The sequence below is a fragment of the Streptomyces sp. STR69 genome, from assembly GCF_024519455.1.
Lineage (GTDB): Bacteria > Actinomycetota > Actinomycetes > Streptomycetales > Streptomycetaceae > Streptomyces.
Genome location: NZ_JALJRY010000002.1, coordinates 118,794 through 145,310 on the forward strand (window position 1 = coordinate 118,794; position 26,517 = coordinate 145,310).

A 26,517-nucleotide genomic window follows, 5' to 3' on the forward strand; every position below is an offset into this window, starting at 1 on the left:
GAGCGCTCATGATCGGGGCCGGACGGATCGGCGTGGCACTGCTGGTACTGGTACTGGGGGTGGGAGTCGGCCAGGGCACGGCGACAGCCGAGGCCCCGGCGCCCGTACCCCTCGACACCTGGACCGGCAGCTGGGAGGCCGCCCCCTCCGGAACCACCACGGCCCACCCCGGCGCCTCCTTCCGCAACGTCGTCCACCTCAGCGTCGGCGGCGACGCGGTCCGCGTCCGGCTCACCAACCGGCTCGGCACCGCCCCCCTCCGCCTCGACACGGTGACCGTCGCCCTGCGCGGGACCGGCGCGGACGCTGTGCCCGGTTCGATGCGCACCGCCACCTTCAACGGCGCCGGCACGGTCACGATCCCGGCGGGCGAGGACCTGGTCACCGACTCCGTCCCGCTCGCCGTACCCGCCGCGGCGGACCTGCTCGTCACGGTCCACACGCCCGACGACTCCGGCCCGGCGACCTACCACCGCGCCGCTGGACAGACCAACTACCGCACCCCGAGCGGCAATTGGGCGGCCGACAGCGACGGCGCCGCGTACACGACGACCACCACCTCCTGGTACTACGTCACCGGCGTCGACGTCCTCGACGCCCCGGCGGCCGGCAGTGTCGTCGCCTTCGGCGACTCCCTCACCGACGGCAACGGCTCCACCCGCGACGCCAACCACCGCTGGCCCGACCGACTCGCCGAGCGCCTGGGCGCCCTGCCCCCGTACCGCCGCCTCGGCGTCCTCAACGCCGGGATCTCCGGCAACCGTCTGCTGCGCGACGACACCGGGCCGAGCGCCCTGGCCCGGCTCGACGCGGACGCCCTGTCGCGGTCGGGTGTGCGGGTGCTGATCGTCATGGAGGGCATCAACGACATCAAGGGCACCCCGAACGCCACCGACCCCGACGCCTTCGAAAGCGCCTACCGCGCACTCGTCACCCGTGCCCACGCCCACGGCATCCGCGTCATCGGCGCGACCCTCACGCCGTACGGCGGCAACAGCGCGTACACGGCGGCCCGGGAAGCCGTACGGCAGAAGGTCAATGCCGTCATCCGGGCCGGGGCCGGCGGGCCCTTCGACGCGGTCGTCGACTTCGACGCCGCCGTCCGCGACCCGGAGCAGCCGCAGCGGATCCGGCCCGCCTACGACCCCGGCGACCACCTCCACTTCAACGACGCCGGCATGCGCGCACTCGCCGACACGGTCGACCTCACCGCGCTGACGTAGGGGACGCCCCGGTTCAGCCCCAGATCGTGGCGCCCAGCCACGCCCCCGCGATCAGCAGGCAGGTGAACAACTCGGTCAGCACACTGGAGCCGCCCGAGCGCATCGCCGTACGCAGGGAGGCCATGGCCTCGGCGTGCCGGCCCAGCCGCAGGCGTTCGTGGAGGTAGATCCCGGCCATGAAGCCGGGGATCGCGCCGAGCACGGGAAGCAGCAGGAAACCCAGCAACGCGCCGGTCCCCGCGTACACCGCCATCCGGGGGGTCGCTCCGCTCGCGCGCAACCGGCGGGGCGGCAGCGCCCAGCGCACCACCTGGGAGAGGAGGAGGGCGGCCGTGGCGCCGACGAGGACGCCCCAGGACACCGGCTGCGGATCCTTCAGCGCCCACCACAGGACCGCGGCCCACACCAGCCACGATCCCGGAACGCCGGGCACCAGGACTCCGCACAGGCCGAGCAGGATGACGACGCCGACCAGCAGGAGTTCAGCCACTCCCATCTGCCCAGCCTGCGGGATCCCGGGGGAAAGCGCAGGTCAGTAACGGGTCACCCAGCCCCGTTCGTAGGCGTGCCAGCCCAGTTGCAGCCGGGTCGTCACCCCGGTCAGCTCCATCAGCCGCTTCACCCGGCGCTGGACCGTCCTGAGGCCCAGATCGAGCTGTTTCGCCACGCTCGCGTCGGTCAGCCCGGCCAGCAGCAGGGACAGCACCTCCAGGTCGGTGCCGTCGGGGCCGTCCGGCTCCTGCTCGGTGGCGCCGGAGGCGCCCAGGCGCAGCGGGAGCGCGTCCCGCCAGACCGACTCGAAGAGCCCGCAGAGCAGTTCCAGCAGTCCGCTCGCGTGCACGACGAGCGCGGCGGGTTCGGCGGTGTGTGAAGTCAGCGGTACAAGGGCGAGGGTCCGGTCGGCGACCACCAGTTTGGTCGGCACCTTGTCCACCACCCGCACCTGCTCGCCGCGGCCGAGCGCCGCGGCCAGTTCGGTGGGCCCGTCCGGCAGGTCGAGCACCGCGCGTTCGAGGACGACCCGGTAACGAACCCCGCGTCCGGCGGCCTGCTCCTCCGCGTCGTTCTCCATCCCGGTGACGGCGACCGGGTTCCCGGTGACCAGCGCGCACACCTCGTCGCTCGCGCCGAGCTGGAGCTGCAGGAAGCGCCGGGTGACGGCCGCGGCGCCGGTCACCACCTCCACCAGATCGTGTACGGCGGTCTCGGCGGCGGCGGCCCGGTACTCCTCGGCGAGCAGCGCGGCGGCCAGCTCGGCCTTCTCCAGTTCATGGCGCTGCTGGGTGAGCAGTGCGCCCAGGGCGACTCCGGGCGGGGCGGCGACCCAGCGGCCGGGGCGGGCCGAGGACTGGGCGGCGAGTCCGTGCAGTTCCAGGCGGCGCAGGGCGCGCTCGGTGTCGTACTCCCCGATGGTCAGCCGTCGGGCGAGATCGGTCACGTCCGCGGCGCCGACGGACACCAGCGCTCGGTAGGCCGACTCGTGCGCCTCGTCCAGGCCTATCGCTCCCAGCATCAGGTTCCGCCCCTCCCCGAAGACCCCGTCGCGCGGGCCGTGGCGGAAACCGGCCACGGCGCGAACCCGCCTCCGCACATCATCGCCGTACCACCCGTCACTCTGCCAAGGTTGCGCCACCGAGGCACCAACACCCGTCCGCAATGCCTGGATTGGGCTTGTTCGGCCTGCGGATTCGCGCCCGGAGCAACTCATAGGGGAGTCGGGCGCGCATCACAGCGGCCCTTCAGGAAGGCAAGCCACACTCAGGGCCGGACGGGCCGGATCCGCGACGGGATTCGGTCACTCGGTCGTCGCCGGGCGGTTCTCCCGTGGGGGGTGGAACCGTCCGGCGGCTCTGTGCTGTCCTGAACAGCCCTGTGGCGGACGGGTGTTCGGTATGTCATCCGACACGCCGTTCGAGGAGGGGCGCGCACCGGATTTTCCTGACGCCCCGTTTTCATCCGGCCCGCACGGTGGACAATTAGGGGCATGAACCAGCAGGGGGGAAAGCCGCCCGGTCATGAGGACGACTGGTGGGGCCAGCTGTACGACGACTCCGCCGACGACACGGGGGCCACGGCCGCGGCCGACTCCCTGGAGGACCGGTTCGCCTCGGCGGCCGGGACTGTGGACGAGGGTGCGCGTGTGGCGCCGGGTAGTGCGGATGAGGGCATGCGTCCGGTGCCGGGGGCCGTGGACGAGGGCGCGAGTCCGGTGTCGCGGACTGCGGGCGAGGGCGCGCGTCCGGTACCGGGGATCGGGGGCGAGGGCGCGCGTTCAGCGCCCGGTCCCCTGGACGGGGGCCCGCGTCCGGTGGCCGGCTCGGGGGTTCCGGCACCGCGTGCCGGTGTCGGCGGTTCCCTTCTGGGCGGTACGGCGGACGCCGACGCCTCGGGCCACCGTCCGGCCGCGGCCACGGGCGACGACAGCTCGCCCTCTCCGGCCGGACGGGGCGTCGGCACGGCCCCGCCCCTCGGCGCGTCACCATTCCCGCCACCACCGCCACCGCCACTGATCAGCCCCGCGCCGCCCGTCCCGCAGCCGTTCCGTGGGGAAGCGCCTCTCGCTGCCCCCGCCTACCCGCCGTCCCCGGCCGCCCTCACCGGCCCGCCCCCGAACCTCCCCGCCCTCTCACCACCACCCCCGCAGCCCCCCTCACCCCCTCCCGCATCCCTCACCCTCGACTACGTCGGCTCCGGTCCCCCCACCTACGACGCCGAGCCCACCGCCCTGCCGCCCGCCGACCCGGACGATCTCGACGACCTGGTCGCGGACACCGTGCTGGACGGGGCGCGATACGGGAGCAGCACGCTGCGGGCCGCTTCCGTGCGGGGGGACTCCGCTCGGTTCCGGGGTGAGCCGCGCCGGGACTCGTTGCTGACCGCGCGGTTCGGGGTGGGAGAGCAAGCCCTGGTGCTGGTCGCGATGGCGACCGGGGCCCGGGCCACACCGGGGGCGCATCGGGCCGCCGCCGAGGCCTGTCACTGGATCGGCAGGGCCGTCGGACGGAGTCACGCCCGGCTCGCCGAGGACATCCGGGCCGCCCGGCGCGGTGACCTCAAGTCCGGCCTGCACCGGCTCACCGACCGCAGCCTCGGCAAACTCCGTGCCAGCGCCGCCGAACAGGGCATCGACCCGGACGAGTACGCGGCCACCCTGCGCTGTCTCCTCCTGCCCGCCCACCCGGAGTGCCGTACCCGCGTCTTCTTCGGCGTCGGCCCCGGCGGTCTGTTCCGGCTGCGCGACGGGGAGTGGCAGGACATCGAACCCACCGCCGGGGACACGGCAGGCGAGGCCGTCGTCGGCTTCGGTTCGCAGCCCGCGGAGACCCCCGAGGGCGACCGGCTCACCATGGACCTCGGCATCCCGACGCCGCCGAGCCCGTACGAACCCGCCCCCGAACCGCCCCGCGAACCCTTCCGCTTCCGTGCCTCCGTCGCCCGCCCCGGCGACACCCTCCTGATGTGCACCGGCGGCCTCGCCGAACCCCTGCGCGGCGAGCCCGAGCTGTCCGCCCATCTGGCGGGCCGGTGGTCGGCCGCCGCTCCGCCCGGTCTGGCCGCGTTCCTCGCCGACACCCAAGTGCGGGTCAAGGGTTATGCCGACGACCGCACGGCCGCCGCCGTTTGGGAGGCGTGAGCGCCCGGGCTGTGAATTCATGGAACCCAGAGGGATCCGCAGGACACCGGAAACCGAAGGGCACGCGAGAACCATGGCCAAGCAGAACGTTGCCGAACAGTTCGTCGACATCCTCGTCCGCGCCGGAGTCAAGCGCCTCTACGGCGTCGTCGGCGACAGCCTCAACCCGGTCGTCGACGCGATCCGCCGCAACTCCGCCATCGACTGGATCCATGTACGGCACGAGGAGACCGCCGCTTTCGCCGCCGGCGCCGAAGCGCAGATAACCGGGAAGCTCGCGGCCTGCGCCGGCTCCTGCGGCCCCGGCAACCTGCACCTCATCAACGGCCTCTACGACGCCCACCGTTCCATGGCCCCGGTCCTCGCCCTCGCCTCGCAGATCCCGTCCAGCGAGATCGGCCTCGGCTACTTCCAGGAGACCCACCCGGAGCGGCTCTTCCAGGAGTGCAGTCACTACAGCGAACTGATCTCCAGTCCCAAGCAGATGCCCCGGCTTCTGCAGACCGCCATCCAGCACGCGATCGGCCAGTCCGGCGTGAGCGTCGTCTCCCTCCCCGGCGACATCGCCGCCGAGCCCGCCCCCGACAAGGCCGCCGAGACCGCCCTCGTCACCTCCCGCCCCTCCGTCCGCCCCGGCGACGCCGAGGTCGAGAAGCTCGTCGAGATGATCGACGCGGCGGACAAGGTCACCCTCTTCTGCGGCAGTGGCACGGCGGGTGCACACGCCGAGGTGATGGAGTTCGCCGGGAAGATCAAGTCCCCGATCGGACACGCCCTGCGGGGCAAGGAATGGATCCAGTACGACAACCCGTACGACGTCGGCATGAGCGGACTGCTCGGCTACGGCGCCGCCTACGAGGCCACCCACGAGTGCGACCTGCTGATCCTCATCGGCACCGACTTCCCGTACAACGCGTTCCTGCCCGACGACGTGAAGATCGCCCAGATCGACGTACGGCCCGAACACCTCGGCCGACGCTCGAAGTTGGACCTCGCGGTGTGGGGCGACGCGAAGGAGACGCTGCGCTGTCTGATCCCCCGGGTGAAGCCGAAGGGGGACCGGAAGTTCCTCGACCGGATGCTCAAGAAGCACGCCGACGCGCTGGAGGGGGTCGTCAAGGCGTACACGCGGAAGGTCGACAAGCAGGTCCCGATCCACCCCGAGTACGTGGCCTCCGTACTCGACGAACTGGCCGACGAGGACGCCGTGTTCACCGTCGACACGGGGATGTGCAATGTGTGGGCCGCCCGCTACATCACGCCCAACGGCCGCCGCCGCGTGATCGGTTCGTTCTCGCACGGCTCGATGGCGAACGCGCTGCCGATGGCGATCGGCGCCCAGTTCACCGACACCGAGCGGCAGGTCATCTCGATGTCCGGCGACGGCGGATTCTCCATGCTGATGGGCGACTTCCTGACCCTCGTCCAATACGACCTGCCGGTGAAGGTCGTCCTGTTCAACAACTCCTCTCTGGGAATGGTCGAGTTGGAGATGCTGGTCGCCGGTCTCCCGTCGTACGGCACCACCAACAAGAACCCCGACTTCGGTGCCGTGGCCCGTGCCTGCGGTGCCTACGGTGTGCGGGTCGAGAAGCCCAAGGACCTCGAAGGCGCGCTGAAGGCGGCCCTCAAGCACAAGGGCCCGGCCCTCGTCGATGTCGTCACCGACCCCAACGCGCTGTCCATCCCGCCGAAGATCAGCGCCGAGATGGTGACGGGCTTCGCGCTCTCGGCCTCAAAGATCGTGCTGGACGGGGGAGTTGGCCGGATGCTGCAGATGGCGCGCTCCAACATCAGGAACGTGCGCGGGCTCTAACCGTCGTACGGCGCCCAGCCTTTCGCCGAGTACCAGTAGTGCGGCAGGCCCTTGATGCTCGTCGTGCGGAACGGCCTGCCGTGGTCGTCGATGCGGAGGGTGCCGGTGCGGCCCTGGGAGGACCAGCCGAGTTCGAGGTACCAGCGGCAGTCGCAGGTCTGTGTCCGGGCTTTGACGAGCAGCACCTCCGGGTCCTGCGCGGAGACCTTGTACGGCAGGTGCACCGCGGGGACCGGTGTGCCCAGGTCGCTCCCGGCGACCGGGCGGGCCAGGGGGCGGCGGGCGTCCAGGTCCACCCCGAAGTAGCGCGGGCTGACCTCGCCGCCGCAGCCCTGGTCCATGGCGTAGGCGGTGCCGTGGACGGGGGCGGTCCGGCCCACGATCCGGACGCGCAGCGACTCCAGGACGACCGCCGTGGTTGTCCGCCCCTGCACCGAGATCTCGACGTCGGTCTCCCGCCCGTGCACCGCGCGCTGTTTCGCCGCCCAGGTCCCGGCGTCCTCCGGGGCCGGGGGCGGTGGAACCCGCGCGGGTGACTTCTCGACGACGTAGTCGTGGCTGCAATGGATGGCCCACGCCTGGGAGTCGGCGGTCCAGGCGAGGGGTGCGGGGGGTGCAGGAGGTGCGGACGGTGTGGCCTTGGGCTCGGCGGTGTCGTGGGTGGAGATCGCCGACAGGCTGCCCCACACCGCGAGTACCGCGCACACCGCGGCGGCGGTGAGCGTGCGCCGCCGTCGGTACCAGGGGCCGGGCGCCGGCGCGGGGACTTCCTCCGGCACCGGTTCGGGGTCGGGGACCGGGTGCCCGGCGGGCCGGGGCCGCTGCCGGGCCGCCACCGCCAGGATCCAGTACCGGTGCAGCCGCAGCCGTTCCTCCGGTGTCGCCCCGCACAGTCCCGCGAACCGCTCCACGGGGGCGAAGTCGAGCGGGACCGCCTCGCCCACGCAGTAGCGGTGCAGGGTCGACGCGTTCATGTTCAGCCGGCGGGCCAGTTGGCTGTAGCTGCGGTCCGCACGGTCCTTGAGCCGCCGTAGCAGCGCCGCGAACTCCTCGACATCCTTGTCGTCGCCCTCGCCCGACACCGTTCCCCCGTGCGTGTCGCGTCCCGGGACGGCATCCCAGGCACTCCACATATGAGGAGGTCAGCGGGGGTGGGACGGTTCCACCGTTGCGGGTTGGGTGTCGGTCATTGCGGTCGTCCGCGCCGGGCGCCGAAGCTCTGAGCGACCACACCGCACGGCACCGAACCGAAACGGGGAACCCACGTGAACAGCAAGAAGGCCACGCGCCGCACCGCCCTCGCCGCCGGCCTCGCCCTCGCCCTCGGGCTGGGCGTGGCGGCCCAGGCCTCCGCCGGCGGCCCGCGCACCGTCAGCGGCTCACCGTTCGACAACATCACCCGCATCGCCGACTTCTACGGCGCCTACGTCGACGCCGAGAGCGACCTCGACAACGGCGGCGGCAAGCTCGCCCAGCAGCTGCGCGCGTACTACCTCACGCCCGCCTACCTGAAGCAGCTGACGGCCTGGGAGGACAAGAACCACGCCGATGGCGTCCTCCAGGCGCAGAACACCCCCCTGAGCTGGAAGGTCACCGACAACGGCACCGCCGACTACACCGAGGCCGCCATCACCCTGACCTGGGGCGGCGGGGACACCACCAAGCTGATCGTCGACATGACCCGTACGACCCACAAGATCTTCCACATCGGCACGAAGGGCATTGGCGGCAAGTAGGCCTCGCGAAGGGGCCGTTCGCGGTTCCTGAGCGGCTGATTCCGGCCAGATTCGCGGAGGACGGCCCCTGGGGGAGCTGCGGGGGGACCAACCGCCCCACGCCTTCACGGACTACGGCCGGATCGGCAGCCCGGAATCGGCAGTCGGTGCGATCGCCGGTGGTCAGGACGGCACGAGGTGTCTGGTCCCGGCACCGGACGCCATGACATCGCGGGGGTGGACGTCCCGGCCGGCCCGCCCGCGCCGCATGCTCCGTACGGTGGCCGTTCGACCGTACGGACGTCAATGCCCTCGATTCCTCCGCCCCGCCGGATTGGGCCCAACCATGGCCGAACACCTGGTCGTTGACGATTCGACATGACTGGCCCGTTCCGGACGAGGGCATGGATCCCCGTGAACATGTTCGAGCAGGAGGGGAACCGGAAAACCGGCGCAGGCGGGGGTCATGAAGAGGCAAGCACGAGGGGGCGGTCCCATGGCGGTCGGGGCCTCCTCGGCGAAAACGGTGGAGGAAACGGCCGACAGCGCCATGGAACCGGCGCAGTCGCCTCAACTGAGGCGCAGACTCGGACGCGCGGACCTGCGGGCGGTGCCCGAAGCACGCAGGGCGTTGCGTGAACTGTTACGGCACTGGGGGAGGCCGGGACGATCGGAGATAGCGGAGCTGCTCACGAGTGAACTCGTCACCAACGCGCTGATCCACACCGACCACGACGCCGTTCTGACGGCGACGGTCGGACCGCGTGGACTGCGCGTGGAGGTACGGGACTTCGTGGCCCGAAGGCCCAGACTGCGCGCACCGATCGCCGACGACGGTACGCACGGGCGGGGTCTGGTCCTGGTGCAGTCCCTCGCGGACGCCTGGGGAGTGTCGTCCCACGGGGTGGGCAAGTCCGTCTGGTTCGAACTCGATTCGGACGCGGCATGAGCAACGGGACGGGGACGGCGTCCAGTTGGACTCCGTCCCCGTCCCGTTGTCGCCCGGTCCCGGACCTCGTGGTCCCGGATCTCAGCCGAACTGCTGCTCCAGGTCCTTGAGTTTGCGCTCAAGGGAGTCGAGCCGCGGCAGTGCCATGGTGTCGTCCTCCGCGGTGAGGTCGACGGTTATCGGGTCAGATGCCCCGCGGACTGGCTGGAGTGAGGGACGCGTGCGAACTGGCAGCGGTTCTCCGGTCGATAGAGCAGGCTCCGCGGAAGGCTGGGCGGAGCCGCGCTCCAGGGCCTGCGGTTCCGGCGACCGGCGGCCGATGAGGCCGCGCTGGCCCCGGCTTATGGCCTTGAGCTGGGCCCGCTCGATCCGCTGCTGGTCGCGGCGGCGCAGTCGGGTCTCTTCCTTCTTCGCCTTGTCCTCGCGCACCTCGTCGACCGCCTCGTCCAGGCTGCGCACGTTCTCCAGGAGCATCAGCGACCAGGCGCTGTAGGTCTCACGGGGGGCCCGCAGCCAGCGGACGATACGGATCTGCGGCAGCGGACGCGGCACGAGACCCTGCTCGCGCAGCGCGGCCCGTCGGGTCTGCTTCAGCGCGCGGTCGAACAGGACCGCGGCCGACAGGGACATGCCGGAGAAGAACTGCGGAGCGCCCGCGTGGTCGACACCCCTGGGCGCGTGCACCCAGTTGAACCAGGCGGCAGCGGCAGCGAACGTCCACACGAGTATGCGGGAGCCGAGGGCCGCGTCGCCGTGGCTGGCCTCGCGGACCGCGAGGACGGAGCAGAACATGGCCGCGCCGTCGAGGCCGAACGGGACCAGGTACTCCCAGCCGTCGGTGAGGCCGAGGTTCTCCTGGCCGAAGCCGACCAGTCCGTGGAAGGAGAGTGCCGCGGCGACCGCCGCACAGCAGAACAGAAGGACGTAGGAGGCGATGCCGTATATGGCCTCCTTGCGCCTGCGGCGCTCCTCCGTGCGCTCCCACGAGTCGTCTTTCGCGTGCTCCCCGCCGGACCGCTTGCTCCGCGCGAGCACCGCAACCGCCGCCAGCATGCCCAGGAGCAGTACGGCGCCGGGAAGCAGCCAGTTAAGCGATATGTCGGTCAGTCTCATCTGGGGTCCCTTGCATTGGGATAGGGCGTAACGCCCGCCATAGTGGCCCAATCCCAACGGCCCTCAGGCGTTTTCGGGGCAAGAGGCCGCCAAGGAGGTGCAAGGGGATGCCCAGGGCGGCTTTCTGCTCGAACTGCCGCTTGAGGGGCGGGAGTTGAGTTCGAATAAGACTACCCGTACGGGTGGTTCCACGGAAAGTTCCTGCGACAAGTGAGGAAGTTGTGAAGCACCTGTAACCGGGCGGGCGTCTCGTTCGCGGCCGATCCTAGCGGGCCCGGAATCGGGCCCCGCACTGAGGGTCCCTCAACTCGCGGCGGCGGCCGGCAGTTTGGTGACCCGCTCCGCCTCGCAGCTGCGCGGGCAGGTCGGACAGGCGTCCAACGCGTCCAGCGTGTAGTACATGCAGCAGCTCGCCCGGTCCCGGGTCGCCAGCGGCTCGCCGTTCGGGCCGGTGACCTCGCGGAACGCGGCGGACCCGACGTACGGCTTGGTGGCGCCCGGCAGCAGTCGCTCCAACTCCCGTACCGCGCGCGGCTGTTCGCCGAAGAGATCGGCGACGTACCAGATCCCCTCCACGACCTCGTCGGTCGCCATGCCCCACAGTGCGCGGCCCCGCCGTCGCATCCGCGGGCCGAAGCCGGCCAGCAGGGGCTCCATGTGCTCGGCGACCGCGGCCCGCACCTCCGCGCGCAGCGCCTCCTCGTCCGAGACCACTCGCGCACCGGGCAGCGCCGCCGCCGGGTCGCCGGGCAGACAGGCGAACGAGTCGGTGCGCACGGCCAGGTGGCCCAGGTCGAGGCCCTCGGCGGTGCGGTCGTATGTGACGTGGTTCACGGGGAGGCGGGGGACCCGGCGGTGCAGGAACCAGGGCACGGTGAACAGGAGGCAGACCGGCCAGGCGTAGCGGTGCAGGCCGAAGGTGGCTATCACGTCCGGCCGGCCGGCCCGGCCGTGGTCGCGCAGAACCTGGGCGTCGTCCCAGGCCAGGAACGCCTCCAGGTCGGCTCCGCCGGCGGCGAGCCCGGCCGCCGGGGCCCAGCCGCCACCGCTGGGGAGCGGTTGTTCCAGGGGGAGTTCGGTGATCGCGAGCCCGGGGATGACCTCGGTGAGGCGGGCGTACGAGTCCGCTACGGCCGAAGAGGGCAGGGGCATGCCGGGACCACCGATTCACCGTTGGTTTAGAGGTAAGGCTTACCTTACCCACCCCGCCTGTAATTTGAACTAGTCCGATCTGCGCCTAAGGTGCTTGACGGACGAGTAACAAGCAGCCGTAATGACCCCAAGTACCGACACGTCCGGAGGAGGACCCGTGAAGCAGGGCGCGCAGGGCTCCGCCGGGACCGGCATACCGGACCCGCGTACCCGAGGGGCCCGGGTGCCGCCGCAGTCGCGCGCCGCCGATGTGGACCGCGACCGGGACCTCGCGGACGGCGCGGATGCCGTGCGCGGCGAGCACACGCACAGCGAGACACCGTTCCCGCGCCCCCGGCAGACCCTCCAGCGGCCCTCCGTGCGCGGGCAGGTACTCGACGCCCTGCGCACCGCGCTCGTCGGCGGGGAACTGACCCCCGGCGAGGTCTACTCCGCGCCCGCGCTCGGCGACCGGTTCGGCGTCTCCGCCACGCCCGTGCGCGAGGCGATGCAGCAGCTCGCCACCGAGGGCGCCGTCGAGGTCGTACCGAACCGGGGTTTCCGCGTCGTCGAGCGGGGTGCCCGGGAACTCGCCGAACTGGCGGAGATCCGCGCCCTGATCGAGGTCCCCGTGATGCTGCGGCTCGCCCGTACGGTGCCCACCGCCCGCTGGGCCGACCTCCGCCCGCTCGCCGAGGGGACCGTGCGCGCCGCGTCCTCCGGGTGCCGGGCGACCTACGCCGAGTCCGACCGGGCCTTCCATCGCGCGGTCCTCGCCCTCTCCGGCAACGAACAGCTCGTCCATCTCGCCGAGGACCTGCACCGCCGCACCCAGTGGCCGCTGGCCGGCAGTCCGGTTCCGCGCGGACGCGCCGACCTGGTGGCCGACGCGGCCGAACACCTCGCGCTCCTGGAGGCGTTGGGGGCGGGGGAGTGGGACGTGGCGCAGTCGCTGGTGCGGGAGCACTTCGCGGGTGCCGAGTGAAACCGAATATGTGACTCCGGTCACGAGCGGGTCCGGGTCCGGCGACCGTGGGCCCCGACGGGAACCCGTCCGGCCGGTGGTGACGTGCCCCACGGAAAGGGATGTCCGTTCCGTGGGGGAGAGCGCCGATGTTTCCGAATCCCGGCCAGCAGGCCGCACAGCGAGGTGCCGAACAGTCCGCACGCCGGGCGGCGGAGGACGGGATGCGGGCCGCACAGGCGGGAGCCCGGCGCGGCCACTCCCGTTCCGGCGGCGGCCGGTTGAGCTTCCTCCTGCTCGTCGCCGTCGTGGTGCTGGTCGCGCGCGATCCCGAACTCCGGGCGTCCGTCCTGCACTTCGTCCACCACGTCGTGAACGTCGTCCAGAACCGGGCCGACGGCTCCTGACCTACGCCGTGGCCGCCCCCGGCGCGGGCACCGCCAACTGCCGTGCCAGCCACGTCGGTACACCGCCGAGCAGCCGGAACAGCCGCCGCGCCTCCTCGCGCAGCCGGGACGCCTCCGGCTCGACCTCCGCGTCCGCGAGCGACGCGAGGGCCGGTGCCGTACCGACGAGGTAGCCCAACTCCTCCCGGATCCGCAGGGATTCGGCGAAGCCGTGCCGGGCCTCCGCCAACTCCCCGTCCCGCAGGGCGAGTCCGGCCAGGTGGCGCCAGGTGAACGACAGCAGCAGCGGGTCGGCGTGATCGGCGGCCCCCGCGTGCGCCCGCCGGTACGCGGCCCGCGCGGCCTGCGGCGAACGCGCCAGGTTCTCCGCGAGCAGCCCCCGCCGGAAGTCCAGCAGTGCCCGTCCACCACCGCCCGGCGGGATCAGCGCCGCCGCCCGCCCGAGCGCGGCCCGCGCCTCGTCGGCCCGGTCGCGGACCCCGTGCAGCGTGGCCGCGTAGGCGAGGTATCCGCGTTCGCAGGCCGCCGCGCCCCGCTCGTCGTCGCTGTGGGCCAGCGCCTCGGCCGTCCGCAGCGCGTCGTCGGCCTCTTCCCAGCCCTGCTCGGTGTAGAGACACCGCTCCACGAACAGGGCGGTCCGCTGGAGGGCCGTCGCCGCGGTGTCGGGCCGCAGCAGTGCCGCCGCGTCGACCCAGCAGGCCCGCGAGCGCAGCCGCCACACCGCGGTCTGGAGGGGATCGTCACCTTCGGTCGTTCCGTATCCAGACATGGCGGAATGCGCCACGTTGCCCTCCCCGAGCACACCATTGAGCTGTTGAGTGGTGGCCGCATCTCAGCACGAATCCCGGCGCCCGGCCAAGGGGGTGGGTGAAAGAATTCACAAAGTCGTGGGATCTTCCGGTCAGCTCATCCGCAGTGCCAGGAAGAAATCCAGCTTGTCCTCGAGGCGCGAGAGGTCCCGACTCGTCAACTGCTCGATCCTGCCGACCCGGTAGCGCAGCGTGTTGACGTGCAGGTGCAGCCGGGTCGCGCAGCGCGTCCACGAGCCGTCGCACTCCAGGAACGCCTCCAGCGTCGGAATCAGCTCCGCGCGGTGCCGCCGGTCGTAGTCGCGCAGCGGGTCGAGCAGTCGCGCGGTGAACGCCCGCCGCACGTCGTCCGGCACGAAGGGGAGGAGGAGCACGTGCGAGGCCAGCTCCTGGTGCCCCGCCGCGCACACCCGCCCGGGCCGCGCCGCCGCCACCCGCCGCGCGTGCCGCGCCTCCTCCAGCGCCCCGCGCAGCCCCTCCGCCGAGTGCACGGCCGCGCTCACCCCGAGCGTCACCCGCCCGTCGTCGTCGAGCCCGGCCGACAGCGGATCCCGTACGGCCTCCAGGAGCACGTCCGCGTGGAGTCCGGACTCGGAGCCGTCGTGCTCCGCCGACACCGCGGGCAGCGGTACGAGCGCGATCGCCTCGTCGCCCGAGTGGGCCACGGCGATCCGGTCGGAGGGCTCGGGACCCGTGGTCAGCGGGTCGACGAGGATCTCCTCAAGGAGCGACTGGGCGACCGGTCCCGCCTCGATGTCGCCGCCGTCCCACTCGACCCGGCCCACCACCACCTGCCAGTGCGGGGCCGCGCCGAGACCGGGCAGCAGGACGGGCGCGGCGACCCGAAGCCGCGCGGCGATCTCGGCCGGCGCGGCACCCGTCTGGACCAGCTCCAGGACCTCCTGCGCGAGCCGTCTGCGGACCGTGCGCGCCGCGTCCCGCCGGTCCCGCTCGACCGCGATCAGCTGCGTGACGCCCTGCAGCAGGTCCAGCCGCTCGTCCGGCCAGTCCCCGGCGTCCGCCTCGACGGCCAGCAGCCAGTCCGACAGCACCGTCCCGCGCACGTCCCGGGAGCCCTGCGGGGAACGCCCGCTGCTGCGGATCGGGAAGAGGGAGTACGTCGACGCGCCCAGCGCCAGCCGGTGCGGTCCCCGGCGGCCCGTGCGGGTGGCGGCCAGGTGCTCGGCGGCCAGCTTGGCGCACACGTCCGCGGGCAGCGCGGGCCCCGACACCTTCGAGCCCGCGATCAGCCGCCCGGTCGGCGACAGCACCCACGCCCGCAGATCGAGGTCGGAGCCGAGCAGGTCCAGGACCACGTCCGGGCCGCCGCCCGCCGGGCCCGAGGTCATCATCCGGCGGTGCCGGTCCACCACGGCCGCCAGATCACCGGCCCGCTCACCGGAGACCTGCCGTACGACGTGCTCGGTGATCGTCGCGAACGCCACCGACTCGTTGACCGCGAAGAGCGGCAGCCGGTGCTTGGCGCAGGCGGTCACGAGGTCGTCCGGGATGTCGCCGAGCTCGGCCTCGCCTGCGGCCAGCGCGGCCACCCCGGCGGACACCAGGAGCCGTACGAACGGCTCGGTGTCGGCCGGGCTCCGGCGCCAGGCCAGACCGGTCAGGACCAGTTCGCCGCCCGAGAGGTAGCGGCTGGGGTCCCGCAGGTCGGTGGTCATCACCCCGCGTACCGTGCGGTCCAGCTCGTCCGCCCCGCCGAGCAGCCGCAGCCCCAGCGCATCGGTGTCCAGAAGTGCGCGCAGCCGCATCGCCGTCGCCGCCGTTCTTTGTCTAGAAAACTACGATGAACCAAGAGGTTCTGTGGGTGCGGGGCCGTGCGGGGCTGTTTCCCACGTTTCCACAGGGAATCGGAGGGGTTACTGATGACCTCCGTTCATACGAATCTACAAGATGCCCGCGCTGGCCAGCCAACTCCTTCATGGTTTCCGTGACTGACCCCGACGAGCACGGCCCTGTGTACTGACCTCACGCTGCATTAACAGCGCATGAACGAGCCGGGCCCGCCGCACACGAACTGGCTTGATCCGTACGACCCACGAGACGAAGAAGAGAGCCGGTCATGGACTTCCTTCGCCCCGCAAGCTGGGAGGAGGCGCTCGCCGCGAAGGCCGAGCACCCCACCGCAGTTCCGATCGCGGGCGGCACCGATGTGATGGTCGAGATCAACTTCGACCACCGCCGGCCCGAGTACCTGCTCGACCTGAACCGCATCGGTGATCTCTACGAGTGGGAGGTCGGCGCCGACAGCGTGCGGCTCGGGGCCTCGGTCCCGTACGCCCGGATCATGGAGCACCTGCGCGCCGAGCTGCCGGGCCTCTCCCTCGCCTCGCACACGGTCGCCTCCCCGCAGATCCGCAACCGCGGCGGCGTCGGCGGCAACCTCGGCACCGCCTCCCCGGCCGGCGACGCCCACCCCGCGCTCCTCGCGGCCGGCGCCGAGGTCGAGGCCGAGTCGGTGCGAGGCACCCGGCTCATCCCGATCGACGAGTTCTACACCGGCGTGAAGCGCAACGCGCTCGCACCCGACGAACTGATCAGGGCCGTCCACATCAAGAAGGCGGACGGCCCGCAGCAGTACTCGAAGGTCGGTACACGGAACGCCATGGTGATCGCCGTCTGCGCCTTCGGTCTGGCCCTGCATCCCGCCACCCGCACGGTCCGCACCGGCATCGGATCGGCCGCGCCGACACCCGTCCGGGCGAAGGCCGCCGAGGAATTCCTGAACGCCGCGCTCGACGAGGGCGGCTTCTGGGACAACGGCAGGATCATCACCCCGTCGGTCGCCAAGCAGTTCGCGGACCTGTGCGCCGCCGCCTGCAACCCGATCGACGACGTCCGGGGCACCGCGAGCTACCGCCGCCACGCGGTCGGCATCATGGCCCGCCGCACCCTGACCTGGACCTGGGAGTCCTATCGCGGCACCGCCGCCCGCACGGAGGGAGTCGCCTGATGCGCGTCAATTTCACGGTCAACGGCCGTCCGCAGGAAGCGGACGACGTGTGGGAGGGCGAGTCCCTGCTGTACGTGCTGCGCGAGCGGATGGGTCTGCCCGGCTCCAAGAACGCGTGCGAGCAGGGCGAGTGCGGTTCCTGCACCGTCCGGCTCGACGGGATTCCGGTGTGTTCGTGTCTCGTCGCCGCCGGGCAGGTCGAGGGCCGCGAGGTCGTCACCGTCGAGGGGCTCGCGGACTACGCCAAGCAGCGCGCGGAGCACGGGAGTTGCGGAACGGGCGCCTGCGGCACGTCGGTTGACGAGGCCAAGAGCTGGCAGGCGAAACCGCTCGACTCGCAGACCGGTGAGGGCACCGAACTCGCCCCCATCCAGCAGGCGTTCATCGACGCCGGTGCCGTCCAGTGCGGCTTCTGCACCCCCGGTCTCCTCGTCGCCGCCGACGAGATGCTGGAGCACAATCCGAACCCGACCGACGCGGACATCCGCGAGGCGCTCTCGGGCAACCTGTGCCGCTGCACCGGCTACGAGAAGATCATGGACGCGGTCCGCCTGGCAGCGGCCCGGCAGGGAGAGGCGGTCTGACGATGGGCACCACCGGCACTCCCACGAACCTCACCCAGCGCTCGAAGACCAAGGGCGGCATCGGCGAGTCCACGCTCCGCCCGGACGGCACCCTCAAGGTCACCGGAGAGTTCGCGTACTCCTCCGACATGTGGCACGAGGACATGCTCTGGGGCCAGATCCTGCGCTCCCCGGTCGCGCACGCCGAGATCGTCTCCATCGACACCGTCGAGGCGCTGAAGACCCCGGGCGTCTACGCCGTCATGACCTACGACGACCTGCCGACCGACGTGAAGAACTACGGCCTGGAGATCCAGGACACCCCGGTCCTCGCGCACGGCAAGGTCCGCCACCACGGCGAGCCCGTCGCGATCGTCGCCGCCGACCACCCGGAGACCGCCCGCCGCGCAGCCGCGAAGATCAAGGTCGAGTACCGCGAACTCCCGGTCATCACCGACGAGTTGTCCGCGACCGCGCCGGACGCGATCCTCGTCCACGAGGGCCGCGACGACCACCACATCGGCCATGTCCCGCACCCGAACATCGTCCACCGCCAGCCGATCGTCCGCGGAGACGTCGAATCCGCCCGCGAGCGCGCCGACTTCGTCGTCGAGGGCGAGTACACCTTCGGCATGCAGGACCAGGCGTTTCTCGGCCCCGAGTCCGGGCTCGCCGTACCCGCCGAGGACGGCGGTGTCGACCTCTACATCGCCACCCAGTGGCTGCACTCCGACCTGCGCCAGATCGCGCCCGTGCTCGGCCTGCCCGAGGACAAGGTCCGCATGACGCTCTCCGGTGTCGGCGGCGCGTTCGGCGGGCGCGAGGATCTGTCGATGCAGATCCACGCCTGTCTGCTGGCCCTGCGCACCGGCAAACCCGTGAAGATCGTCTACAACCGCTTCGAGTCCTTCTTCGGACACGTCCACCGCCACCCCGCCAAGCTCCACTACGAGCACGGCGCGACGAAGGACGGCAGGCTCACCCACCTCAAGGCCCGCATCGTCCTGGACGGCGGCGCCTACGCGTCCGCCTCCCCGGCGGTCGTGGGAAACGCGTCCTCGCTCGGTGCCGGACCGTACGTCATCGACAACGTCGACATCGAGGCCATCGCGCTCTACACCAACAACCCGCCCTGCGGCGCGATGCGCGGCTTCGGCGCGGTCCAGGCGTGCTTCGCCTACGAGGCCCAGATGGACAAGCTCGCCGACAAGGTGGGCATGGACCGGGTCGCGTTCCGTCAGCTCAACGCGATGGAGCAGGGCACGGTCATGCCGACCGGCCAGGTCGTCGACTCCCCGGCGCCCGTCGCCGAACTCCTGCGCCGCGTCAAGGCGATGCCCATGCCGCCCGAGCAGCAGTGGCTCGCCGCCGGAGAGGCCGCCGACGTACGGCAGTTGCCCGGCGGTCTCTCCAACACCACGCACGGCGAAGGCGTCGTACGAGGGGTCGGCTACGCGGTCGGCATCAAGAACGTCGGCTTCTCCGAGGGCTTCGACGACTACTCAACGGCCAAGGTCCGCCTGGAAGTTGTCGGCGGTGAGCCCGTCGCCGTCGTGCACACCGCGATGGCGGAGGTCGGCCAGGGCGGGGTCACCGTCCACGCGCAGATCGCCCGCACCGAACTGGGCGTCACCCAGGTGACCATCAACCCGGCGGACACCCAGGTGGGCAGCGCCGGTTCGACCTCCGCGTCCCGGCAGACGTACGTCACCGGCGGCGCCGTCAAGAACTCCTGCGAGCTGGTCCGCGAGAAGGTCCTGGAGATGGGCCGCCGCAAGCTCGGCACCTACCACCCGGCCTGGGCCACCGCCGAACTCCTCCTGGAGGGCGGCAAGGTCGTCACCGACGCCGGTGAGGTCCTCGCCGATCTGGTGGACGTCCTCGAAGGCGAGGCCGTGGAGATCGAGGCCGAGTGGCGCCACCGCCCCACCGAGGCCTTCGACCTCCGTACCGGACAGGGCTTCGGCCACGTCCAGTACACCTTCGCCGCGCACCGCGCCGTCGTCGAGGTCGACACCGAACTCGGCCTGGTGAAGGTCATCGAGCTGGCCTGCGCGCAGGACGTCGGCAAGGCGCTCAACCCGCTGTCCGTCATCGGCCAGATCCAGGGCGGTACGACCCAGGGTCTCGGCATCGCGGTCATGGAGGAGATCATCGTCGACCCGAAGACCGCGAAGGTGCGCAACCCCTCCTTCACGGACTACCTCATCCCCACCATCCTCGACACGCCGACCATTCCGGTCGATGTGCTCGAACTCGCCGACGAGCACGCCCCGTACGGGCTGCGCGGCATCGGCGAGGCACCCACCCTGTCGTCGACTCCCGCCGTACTGGCGGCGATTCGGAACGCGACCGGGCTGGAACTGAACAGGACACCGGTACGCCCGGAGCACCTCACCGGTATGTGACCTCCGGGTCCCCTTGTTCGTCTCGGGCCGTCCCCCGGGTCGTCCATCCCAAATCCCGCGCACCGCCGAAGGCGGATGGCGGGTGCCCCTGTGAACCTTGGGAGATGGCCCCATGACCCAGCAGTCAGTGGAACCCAGGACCGCCACCGAAGACGCGGGTGAAGGAACCCGCGTCCCGGCCGGCCGGTCCTGGCTCGACCGTTACTTCCACATCTCGAAACGGGGATCGACCGTCGCGCGCGAGGTGCGCGGCGGAGTCACCACCTTCATGGCGATGGCGTACATCCTGCTGCTCAACCCCCTGATCCTGTCCGGCAAGGACGTGGCAGGGGACACGCTCGGCCAGAAGGGCCTGATCACCGCGACCGCGTTCGCGGCGGCCCTCACCACGCTCCTGATGGGCTTCGTCGGCAAGGTGCCACTGGCCCTCGCCGCCGGACTCTCCGTCTCCGGGGTGCTCTCCTCGCAGGTCGCCCCGCAGATGACGTGGCCGCAGGCGATGGGCATGTGCGTGATGTACGGCGTGGTCATCATGCTGCTCGTCGTCACCGGGCTGCGCGAGATGATCATGAACGCGATACCGCTCGCCCTGAAACACGGCATCACGATGGGCATCGGCCTGTTCATCGCCCTCATCGGCTTCTACAAGTCGGGCTTCGTGCACCAAGGCAAGGCAACGCCGGTCACCCTCGGCCCGGCGGGTGAACTCGCGGGCTGGCCCGTCCTGTTGTTCGCCGGCACCCTGCTCCTGATCTTCATGCTCCAGGCCCGCAACCTGCCCGGCGCCATCCTCATCGGCATCGTCACCGGCACGGTCGTCGCCGCGATCCTCAACTCCGCCGGGGTCATCGACCCCAAGCAGTGGGCGAGCGGTGCCGCCCCCGAACTGCACGGCAGCGCGGTCTCGATGCCCGACTTCTCGCTCTTCGGCCATGTGGAGTTCGGCGGTTGGGGCAAGGTCGGCGCGATGACGGTCGGCATGATCGTGTTCACGCTCGTCCTGGCCGGCTTCTTCGACGCGATGGCCACCATCATCGGCGTCGGCACGGAGGCCCAACTCGCCGACGCCAAGGGCCGGATGCCCGGTCTGTCCAAGGCGCTGTTCATCGACGGCGCCGGCGGCGCGATCGGCGGAGTGGCGGGCGGCTCCGGCCAGACCGTCTTCATCGAGTCGGCGACGGGAGTCGGGGAGGGCGCGCGAACGGGCCTCGCCTCGGTCGTCACCGGACTCTTCTTCGCCGCCTGCCTGTTCTTCACCCCGCTCACCGCGATCGTCCCGCAGGAGGTCGCGTCCGCCGCCCTGGTCGTCATCGGCTCGATGATGCTGATGAACGCACGGCACGTGGACTGGGCCGACCGCGCCACCGCAATTCCCGTGTTCCTGACGGTGGTTGTGATGCCGTTCACGTACAGCATCACCGCGGGCGTCTCCGCCGGCGTCATCTCGTACGTCGCCATCAAGAGCGCCCAGGGCAAGGCGCGCGAGATCGGTGCCTTCATGTGGGGCCTGACCGTCATCTTCCTCGTGTACTTCGCCCTCCACCCGATCGAGGGCTGGCTCGGCGTGCACTAGCCGCGGCCCCCAACACCCCTTCCCCGCAACCCCGTTAGGAGACCGAGATGCTGGACATCGCCGAAGAGCTGCACCGGTGGGTCGAGCAGGGCCGCGACTTCGCCGTCGCCACCGTGGTGGCCGTCGGCGGCAGCGCCCCGCGCCAGCCGGGCGCCGCCCTCGCGGTGGACGCCGACGGCACGGCGATCGGCTCGGTCTCCGGGGGCTGCGTGGAAGGCGCGGTCTACGACCTGTGCCAACAGGCCCTCACCGACGGCGAAACCGTCCTGGAGCGCTTCGGCTACAGCGACGAGGACGCCTTCGCCGTGGGCCTCACCTGCGGCGGAGTCATCGACATCCTCGTGACACCGGTACGGGCGGAAGACCCCGCCCGTCCGACGATCGCCGCCGCGCTGTCCGCCGCCGCGAGCGGGGCGGCGACGGCGCTGGCCCGGATCGTCTCCGGCCCGGCCGAACTCCTCGGCCGCGCCCTCGCCGTACGCCCCGACGACTCGTACTCCCGCGACTCGTACTCCCGCGACTCGTACTCCCACGACTCGTACTCCCACGACTACGACGGCGGCTTCGGTGCCCACCCCGAACTGGACCGCACGGTCGCCGCCGAGGCCGCTGCCCACCTGGACGCGGGCCGCACCGGCACCGTCGAGATCGGCGAGCAGGGCTCCCGCTGCGGGGCCCCGCTCACCGTCCTGGTCGAGTCCTCGGTGCCGCCGCCCCGGATGATCGTGTTCGGCGCGATCGACTTCGCCTCCGCACTGGTCCGCATCGGCAAGTTCCTCGGCTACCGCGTGACGGTGTGCGACGCCCGCCCCGTCTTCGCCACCAGGACCCGCTTCCCCGACGCCGACGAGATCGTCGTCGAGTGGCCGCACAAGTACCTGGAGCGCACCGACGTCGACGCCCGTACCGTCCTGTGCGTCCTCACCCACGACGCCAAGTTCGACGTACCGCTGCTGCGACTCGCCCTGCGCCTCCCGGTGGCGTACGTCGGCGCGATGGGCTCCCGCCGCACCCACCTCGACCGCAACGAGCGGCTTCGCGAAGTCGGCGTCACGGAACTGGAGTTGGCGCGACTGAGGTCCCCGATCGGACTCGACCTCGGTGCCCGGACACCGGAGGAGACGGCCCTGTCGATCGCCTCCGAGATCGTCGCCAACAGACGTGGCGGCAGCGGCATTTCACTCACCGGCGCGCACACCCCGATCCACCACGACGCGACCTCGCTGCCCGCCCGGCGGATCGGTTCGGTGGCCTGAACTCCCGCTGTCAGCGCGGCAGGACGGGCCGGTCCGTGCGTACGGAGAAGGCCGTGTCGCCCGCCACCGCCACCAGGGCGTCCTTGACGAGCAGGGCGTACGGGACGGTGTCGTCCGTGGAGTCACCGGGGTTCTGGAGCGCCGAAGTGCGCCAACGGACCGTGCCGGTGCGCGCGTTCAGGGCCAGCAGCCGGCCGAACCGGTTGGTGAAACAAAGGGTGTCGGACTTCGTCGAGAGCACCGGCGCCGACAGGTTCTCGATCTCCGTCGCCCGCTGCCACAGCTGCTTGCCGTCGCTCGCGCGCACGGCGGTGACCGTGCCGTTCGGGCGGACGAAGTAGATGACGCCCTTGAGGAAGGTGGGTGTGCCGCGCGCCGCGCCCGGCAGCGGGACCCGCCGGCCCCCGTCGGCGGGGTCCACCTCTTCCAGGGTGGTGTACGGCTGGTCCTCGCCGCTGCCGAAGGAGCCCGCCGCCAGCTTCGGCACCGCGAACACCAGCCGCTCGTCGGTCACACCCAACGGCTCGGCCCCCGTGGGCAGTTGGGCGATCTCCTTGGACGTGCCGTCCGCCGGATTCAGATGCAGCAGGGTGACCCCGCCCTTGGTGGGATCGTCCGCCGGTGTGCACAGGCCGTAGGGGGTGCCGTCCAGCACTGCCGTGGTGCAGGCGTCCCCGGCCGTCGACTTCGCCGGTGCGGTCCACAGCCGGTCGCCCGTCGTGTCGTAGGCGACGAACTTCGTCGCGTTCTCGTCCATCGCCAGGATTCCGCCGTCGAACAGGACGGCGTTCCGGTCCTCGCTGACCGGGTGCTCCCACAGTCGGGTGCCGGTCTTGGCGTCCAGGGCGACCAGGCGCCGGGTGACGAAGGTCTGGGCCGAGTCCGGCTTCACGTAGGTGAAGACGCGGCCGTCCTGGACGCCGATGGGGCGCGAGGTCTCCGGACTGGTGCCCGACCGCCAGGCGACCCGGCCGGAGGCCGTGTCGAGCGCGGTGACCGTGAAGCCGGTACCGGCGCAGTAGACGAGGGCGTCGCCGCCCGCCACACAGCCCGACTCCAGCTCGTCCAGGGGGTCGCCCGTCTTGGCCGTGAGCAGACTCGCCCGCCACGGCCGCCAGCCGGCGGGCAGCGCCACGGCGGCCGAGGGCGCGGCTGACGCGCTCGCGCCCGTGTCGCTGTTCGACATCCGATGCAGGGCCGTGAGGCCGAGACCCGCGACTGCGACGGCGACTGCGACGGCGAGCGTGATGACGAGCCGCCGGGCCCGGCGCGGATGTCGTCCGCCGTCCCGCACGGTCGCGGTCGCGGTCGCGGGAGTGCCGGGGCCGGGGCGTGCGCCTCCCGGCAGGTCCACCGGCGTGCTGGACTCGGACAGGGCCAGCAACATGCCCTGGAGTTCGGTGAGTTGGGGCCGGGCCCGTGCCTCCTTGTGCAGGCAGCGCTCGGCGATGCTCCGCAACGGCTCCGGCACACCGTCCAACCGGGGCTGCTCGTGCATGACTTGATAACCCGTCAGGTACGGGCTGGCGCCGTCGAAGGGCCGGTTGCCGGAGGCCGCGTACACCAGCAGCGAGCCCAGCGAGAAGACGTCGGAAGCGGCGGTGACGTCCCGGGGCGCCGCGAACTGCTCCGGGGACATGAACGGCGGAGTGCCGATCAGCCGCCCCGTCATGGTGAGGGTCTGGTTGTCGGCGGCGCGCGAGATCCCGAAGTCGATGACCCGGGGGCCGTCCTCGGCGAGCAGCACATTGCTCGGCTTCAAGTCCCGGTGCACGACACCGGCCTGGTGGATGTCCCGCAGCGCCTCGACCAGACCGAGCGCCAGGGTGCGCAGCGCCCGGCCGCCCAACGGGCCGTCCTTCTCGACGACTTCGGCGAGCGTGCGGCCCGGCACATAGAGCGTCGCCATCCACGGGACCTCGGCATCGGGGTCGGCGTCCACGACGGGCGCGGTGAAGGCACCGCTCACCCGGCGGACGGCGGCGATCTCCTGCCGGAACCGGGCCCGGAACTCCTCGTCCTGCGCGTACTGCGCGTGCACGACCTTGACCGCGACCTGCCGCCCCGAGGCCGACCGCCCGAGATACACGACGCCCATCCCGCCGCTGCCGAGCCGGTCTCCCAGCACATAGCCGCCCACGGACTCCGCATCCCCGCGGTGCAGCGACATCGGCCGGTCACCTTTCCTGATTCCCGTGCCCACAAAGGCCGTTCAGTACCATCACACTAAAGCGTGCGCACCTGTCACCGGACACTGCCGCCGGGGGAGCGGGAAATGGGTTGCGAGCCAGGGGCGGTCCCACCTTCCATGGGCACATGGTGTCCACCGACCGACTGCTCGCCTTCGCGGCCCTGTCCTTCCTGCTGATCGTGGTGCCCGGCCCCAGCGTGCTGTTCGTGATCGGCCGGGCGCTGGCCCACGGCCGCCGCGCCGCGCTGACCACCGTGCTGGGCAACACGCTCGGCGCCTACCTCCTCGTCGTGGCGGTCGCCCTCGGCGTCGGCTCGCTGGTGGAACGCTCGGTGCTCGTCTTCACCGCACTCAAGCTCGCCGGCGCCGCCTACCTGATCTACCTCGGAGTGAAGGCCTGGCGCCAACGCGGTTCGCTGCGGGCCGCGTTCACCAGCGAGGACGCGCCCCCGCACAGCGCCCTGCGCACCCTCTGGGAGGGCTTCGCCGTCGGGGTCGCCAACCCCAAGACGATCGTGTTCTTCGCCGCCGTACTGCCCCAGTTCGTGGACCGCGAACACGGCCACGTGACGGCCCAGATGCTGCTGCTCGGCCTGGTCTTCAACCTCATCGCCGTGGCCTCGGACAGCGTGTGGGGGCTGGTCGCCGCGACCGCCCGCGACTGGTTCGCACGGTCACCAGGGCGGCTGTCCGCGGTCGGCGGGGTGGGCGGGCTGACGATGATCGGGCTGGGCGTGACGGTGGCGGTCACCGGGCGCAAGGACTGAGCCCCGGACGAGGGCGTCGGCCTGACGAACGTAGGGGCGGCTTCGGGCGGCCGGGCCTGAGTGCATCCGGACCCAGCCGACCGTGGTGGTGCGGTCCCAGGGCACCATACGGACCAGGCGGGGGGCCCAGCCGGGCCAACGCGGTGGGGGATACGGCACGAACACGACGGCCGTGCACCGCGCTTGGGCGAGCAGCGAGAAGAAGCGTTCCCACGCGGCGCGACCGCCCAGGGAGGGGTGCGGGGGGCCGCCGATGCCGAGGTCGCTGAGGATGAGCACTCGGGTCCCGGGCGGCGGAGGGGCGTACTCGCGCCACGTCCAACGGGCTTCCAGCCCCGTACCGCGGAGCGGGGAGTCCTCGAAATGGAGCACCTCCGTGGCCTCCCGGCCGACGGTGCCGGCGATGAGGGCGGAGAGTTCGTCCTGGTCGCGGTGGAAGGGCTGCATGCCCGGCCCGCGGTCCACCAGCACCTGCGCCCCGAAGCGGAGCGTCGGCGCGGGCAGTCGCGGCAGGGTGCGCAGGGGCAAGCCCTTGGCGAGCCGGGCCACGGCCCGCTCGATGTCCACGTCCCGGTCCGCCTCGTGGCGCGACACCGCGGCCTGGATGATCGCGCGCGCCGAGCGGGGCGCCAGGAGGGGGCGGTGCGGCGCCGGATGTGCGGCGCGTGACGCGGGCGGCAGCGACGGGGTGGCCCACACGGTCGGTGTCCGCGGCTCGCGGGCCACGGGCGTGAGAAGTTGCGGACCCTCGCCGGACGACGTGAGGTCGGTGACCGGGGACGTACGACGGTGGAGCGGGACGTCCGAGGTGCCCGTATCACCGTCGGACGGCGGGTCTGCATAAGGGAGTTGGGGCTGCTGCTCCTCGGCCTCGCCGTCCTGCGGGATGGTTCGGCCCGTTTCTCCCACGGGGGTCAACCCGAGCAGGCCGGCGACGGCACGCAGGGTCTCCGGATCCGAGGCACCGACGGCGCCGACCGCCCGGGCAAGGTCCCCGAACCAGATGCCGGGAGGTCGCGAGGGCGCCACC

At 71.8% G+C, this 26,517-nt stretch carries 22 protein-coding genes; 13 read left to right on the plus strand and 9 right to left on the minus strand.

Annotated elements, in window-relative coordinates; all coding sequences use genetic code 11:
- Nucleotides 1-8 precede the first annotated feature (8 nt).
- On the plus strand, nucleotides 9-1,223 hold the full coding sequence (locus tag OC490_RS04255; protein ID WP_262056421.1) for an SGNH/GDSL hydrolase family protein: 1,215 nt from the start codon (nucleotides 9-11) through the stop codon (nucleotides 1,221-1,223).
- 13 nt (nucleotides 1,224-1,236) lie between these two features.
- Here OC490_RS04255 and OC490_RS04260 read toward each other — a convergent pair whose 3' ends face one another.
- Nucleotides 1,237-1,719, minus strand: coding sequence for a DUF456 domain-containing protein (locus tag OC490_RS04260; RefSeq protein WP_262056422.1), 483 nt, complete (start codon nucleotides 1,717-1,719; stop codon nucleotides 1,237-1,239).
- Nucleotides 1,720-1,755: 36 nt separating this feature from the next.
- Nucleotides 1,756-2,736 carry a TrmB family transcriptional regulator gene (locus OC490_RS04265; RefSeq protein WP_262056771.1) on the minus strand — a complete coding sequence of 327 codons (981 nt, stop codon included), beginning with the start codon at nucleotides 2,734-2,736 and terminating at the stop codon, nucleotides 1,756-1,758.
- 471 nt (nucleotides 2,737-3,207) lie between these two features.
- Here OC490_RS04265 and OC490_RS04270 point away from each other — a divergent pair, with 471 nt between their 5' ends.
- Together OC490_RS04270 and OC490_RS04275 are read left to right on the plus strand one after the other, a co-directional pair.
- On the plus strand, nucleotides 3,208-4,857 hold the full coding sequence (locus OC490_RS04270) for a protein phosphatase 2C domain-containing protein (protein ID WP_262056423.1): 1,650 nt from the start codon (nucleotides 3,208-3,210) through the stop codon (nucleotides 4,855-4,857).
- A gap of 73 nt (nucleotides 4,858-4,930) precedes the next feature.
- The gene (locus tag OC490_RS04275) at nucleotides 4,931-6,673 is read left to right on the plus strand and encodes a pyruvate dehydrogenase (protein WP_262056424.1); all 1,743 of its coding nucleotides are present in this window, start codon (nucleotides 4,931-4,933) and stop codon (nucleotides 6,671-6,673) included.
- On the opposite strand, the gene OC490_RS04280 is transcribed toward OC490_RS04275, so the two are convergent.
- Nucleotides 6,670-7,755, minus strand: a complete 1,086-nt coding sequence (locus tag OC490_RS04280) for a helix-turn-helix domain-containing protein (protein ID WP_262056425.1) — start codon at nucleotides 7,753-7,755, stop codon at nucleotides 6,670-6,672. The two genes, OC490_RS04275 and OC490_RS04280, sit on opposite strands and share 4 nt — an antisense overlap.
- A 183-nt stretch (nucleotides 7,756-7,938) precedes the next feature.
- On the opposite strand from OC490_RS04280, the gene OC490_RS04285 reads away from it, so the two are divergent.
- Both OC490_RS04285 and OC490_RS04290 read left to right on the plus strand, forming a co-directional pair.
- Nucleotides 7,939-8,409, plus strand: coding sequence for a hypothetical protein (locus tag OC490_RS04285; protein WP_262056426.1), 471 nt, complete (start codon nucleotides 7,939-7,941; stop codon nucleotides 8,407-8,409).
- 475 nt (nucleotides 8,410-8,884) lie between these two features.
- The gene (locus OC490_RS04290; RefSeq protein WP_262056427.1) at nucleotides 8,885-9,337 is read left to right on the plus strand and encodes an ATP-binding protein; all 453 of its coding nucleotides are present in this window, start codon (nucleotides 8,885-8,887) and stop codon (nucleotides 9,335-9,337) included.
- An 81-nt stretch (nucleotides 9,338-9,418) separates the two neighbouring features.
- On the opposite strand, the gene OC490_RS04295 is transcribed toward OC490_RS04290, so the two are convergent.
- Both OC490_RS04295 and OC490_RS04300 read right to left on the minus strand, forming a co-directional pair.
- Nucleotides 9,419-10,450: a DUF2637 domain-containing protein gene (locus OC490_RS04295; RefSeq protein ID WP_019071112.1), complete on the minus strand. Its 1,032-nt coding sequence runs from the start codon at nucleotides 10,448-10,450 to the stop codon at nucleotides 9,419-9,421.
- A 303-nt stretch (nucleotides 10,451-10,753) separates the two neighbouring features.
- A complete protein-coding gene (locus OC490_RS04300; RefSeq protein ID WP_262056428.1) occupies nucleotides 10,754-11,602 on the minus strand; it encodes a (2Fe-2S)-binding protein in 849 nt (282 codons plus the stop codon).
- A gap of 157 nt (nucleotides 11,603-11,759) precedes the next feature.
- Here OC490_RS04300 and OC490_RS04305 point away from each other — a divergent pair, with 157 nt between their 5' ends.
- Together OC490_RS04305 and OC490_RS04310 are read left to right on the plus strand one after the other, a co-directional pair.
- Entirely contained in the window at nucleotides 11,760-12,566 is an 807-nt protein-coding gene (locus tag OC490_RS04305) for a GntR family transcriptional regulator (protein ID WP_262056429.1), read from the plus strand.
- Nucleotides 12,567-12,694: 128 nt separating this feature from the next.
- Complete coding sequence (locus OC490_RS04310; protein WP_262056430.1) at nucleotides 12,695-12,952, plus strand: hypothetical protein; 258 nt, start codon at nucleotides 12,695-12,697, stop codon at nucleotides 12,950-12,952.
- 1 nt (nucleotide 12,953) lies between these two features.
- Here the strand turns inward: OC490_RS04310 and OC490_RS04315 are convergent, their stop codons facing one another.
- Together OC490_RS04315 and OC490_RS04320 are read right to left on the minus strand one after the other, a co-directional pair.
- Entirely contained in the window at nucleotides 12,954-13,736 is a 783-nt protein-coding gene (locus tag OC490_RS04315; RefSeq protein WP_201050999.1) for a hypothetical protein, read from the minus strand.
- Nucleotides 13,737-13,853: 117 nt separating this feature from the next.
- Nucleotides 13,854-15,527 carry a PucR family transcriptional regulator gene (locus tag OC490_RS04320; RefSeq protein WP_262056431.1) on the minus strand — a complete coding sequence of 558 codons (1,674 nt, stop codon included), beginning with the start codon at nucleotides 15,525-15,527 and terminating at the stop codon, nucleotides 13,854-13,856.
- Nucleotides 15,528-15,838: 311 nt separating this feature from the next.
- Between OC490_RS04320 and OC490_RS04325 the strand changes: the two genes are divergently transcribed.
- The 5 genes from OC490_RS04325 to OC490_RS04345 all read left to right on the plus strand — a co-directional run bounded on the left by OC490_RS04325 (nucleotide 15,839) and on the right by OC490_RS04345 (nucleotide 22,529).
- Nucleotides 15,839-16,729 (plus strand): FAD binding domain-containing protein, encoded by an 891-nt coding sequence (locus tag OC490_RS04325; protein WP_262056432.1) that lies wholly within the window; start codon nucleotides 15,839-15,841, stop codon nucleotides 16,727-16,729.
- Entirely contained in the window at nucleotides 16,729-17,313 is a 585-nt protein-coding gene (locus OC490_RS04330; RefSeq protein WP_262056433.1) for a (2Fe-2S)-binding protein, read from the plus strand. The genes OC490_RS04325 and OC490_RS04330 overlap by 1 nt, the downstream gene beginning before the upstream one ends.
- Nucleotides 17,314-17,315: 2 nt before the next feature.
- Nucleotides 17,316-19,700, plus strand: a complete 2,385-nt coding sequence (locus tag OC490_RS04335; RefSeq protein ID WP_262056434.1) for a xanthine dehydrogenase family protein molybdopterin-binding subunit — start codon at nucleotides 17,316-17,318, stop codon at nucleotides 19,698-19,700.
- 112 nt (nucleotides 19,701-19,812) lie between these two features.
- The gene (locus OC490_RS04340) at nucleotides 19,813-21,273 is read left to right on the plus strand and encodes an NCS2 family permease (RefSeq protein ID WP_262056435.1); all 1,461 of its coding nucleotides are present in this window, start codon (nucleotides 19,813-19,815) and stop codon (nucleotides 21,271-21,273) included.
- Nucleotides 21,274-21,320: 47 nt separating this feature from the next.
- On the plus strand, nucleotides 21,321-22,529 hold the full coding sequence (locus tag OC490_RS04345) for an XdhC family protein (RefSeq protein WP_262056436.1): 1,209 nt from the start codon (nucleotides 21,321-21,323) through the stop codon (nucleotides 22,527-22,529).
- Between the two features lie 10 nt (nucleotides 22,530-22,539).
- Here OC490_RS04345 and OC490_RS04350 read toward each other — a convergent pair whose 3' ends face one another.
- On the minus strand, nucleotides 22,540-24,699 hold the full coding sequence (locus OC490_RS04350; RefSeq protein WP_262056437.1) for a protein kinase domain-containing protein: 2,160 nt from the start codon (nucleotides 24,697-24,699) through the stop codon (nucleotides 22,540-22,542).
- A 146-nt stretch (nucleotides 24,700-24,845) separates the two neighbouring features.
- Here OC490_RS04350 and OC490_RS04355 point away from each other — a divergent pair, with 146 nt between their 5' ends.
- On the plus strand, nucleotides 24,846-25,487 hold the full coding sequence (locus OC490_RS04355; RefSeq protein WP_262056438.1) for a LysE family translocator: 642 nt from the start codon (nucleotides 24,846-24,848) through the stop codon (nucleotides 25,485-25,487).
- Here the strand turns inward: OC490_RS04355 and OC490_RS04360 are convergent.
- Nucleotides 25,395-26,516 carry a hypothetical protein gene (locus tag OC490_RS04360; RefSeq protein ID WP_262056439.1) on the minus strand — a complete coding sequence of 374 codons (1,122 nt, stop codon included), beginning with the start codon at nucleotides 26,514-26,516 and terminating at the stop codon, nucleotides 25,395-25,397. The genes OC490_RS04355 and OC490_RS04360 overlap by 93 nt on opposite strands.
- Nucleotide 26,517: the final 1 nt, after the last annotated feature.

Excerpts from the sequence above, each read along its gene's own strand:
- OC490_RS04255 (WP_262056421.1), top strand. The coding sequence starts at position 9 with ATGATCGGGGCCGGACGGATCGGCGTGGCACTGCTGGTACTGGTACTG.
- OC490_RS04260 (WP_262056422.1), bottom strand. The coding sequence starts at position 1,719 with ATGGGAGTGGCTGAACTCCTGCTGGTCGGCGTCGTCATCCTGCTCGGC.
- OC490_RS04265 (WP_262056771.1), bottom strand. The coding sequence starts at position 2,736 with ATGCTGGGAGCGATAGGCCTGGACGAGGCGCACGAGTCGGCCTACCGA.
- OC490_RS04270 (WP_262056423.1), top strand. The coding sequence starts at position 3,208 with ATGAACCAGCAGGGGGGAAAGCCGCCCGGTCATGAGGACGACTGGTGG.
- OC490_RS04275 (WP_262056424.1), top strand. The coding sequence starts at position 4,931 with ATGGCCAAGCAGAACGTTGCCGAACAGTTCGTCGACATCCTCGTCCGC.
- OC490_RS04290 (WP_262056427.1), top strand. The coding sequence starts at position 8,885 with ATGGCGGTCGGGGCCTCCTCGGCGAAAACGGTGGAGGAAACGGCCGAC.
- OC490_RS04295 (WP_019071112.1), bottom strand. The coding sequence starts at position 10,450 with ATGAGACTGACCGACATATCGCTTAACTGGCTGCTTCCCGGCGCCGTA.
- OC490_RS04300 (WP_262056428.1), bottom strand. The coding sequence starts at position 11,602 with ATGCCCCTGCCCTCTTCGGCCGTAGCGGACTCGTACGCCCGCCTCACC.
- OC490_RS04310 (WP_262056430.1), top strand. The coding sequence starts at position 12,695 with ATGTTTCCGAATCCCGGCCAGCAGGCCGCACAGCGAGGTGCCGAACAG.
- OC490_RS04320 (WP_262056431.1), bottom strand. The coding sequence starts at position 15,527 with ATGCGGCTGCGCGCACTTCTGGACACCGATGCGCTGGGGCTGCGGCTG.
- OC490_RS04325 (WP_262056432.1), top strand. The coding sequence starts at position 15,839 with ATGGACTTCCTTCGCCCCGCAAGCTGGGAGGAGGCGCTCGCCGCGAAG.
- OC490_RS04330 (WP_262056433.1), top strand. The coding sequence starts at position 16,729 with ATGCGCGTCAATTTCACGGTCAACGGCCGTCCGCAGGAAGCGGACGAC.
- OC490_RS04335 (WP_262056434.1), top strand. The coding sequence starts at position 17,316 with ATGGGCACCACCGGCACTCCCACGAACCTCACCCAGCGCTCGAAGACC.
- OC490_RS04340 (WP_262056435.1), top strand. The coding sequence starts at position 19,813 with ATGACCCAGCAGTCAGTGGAACCCAGGACCGCCACCGAAGACGCGGGT.
- OC490_RS04345 (WP_262056436.1), top strand. The coding sequence starts at position 21,321 with ATGCTGGACATCGCCGAAGAGCTGCACCGGTGGGTCGAGCAGGGCCGC.
- OC490_RS04350 (WP_262056437.1), bottom strand. The coding sequence starts at position 24,699 with ATGTCGCTGCACCGCGGGGATGCGGAGTCCGTGGGCGGCTATGTGCTG.
- OC490_RS04355 (WP_262056438.1), top strand. The coding sequence starts at position 24,846 with ATGGTGTCCACCGACCGACTGCTCGCCTTCGCGGCCCTGTCCTTCCTG.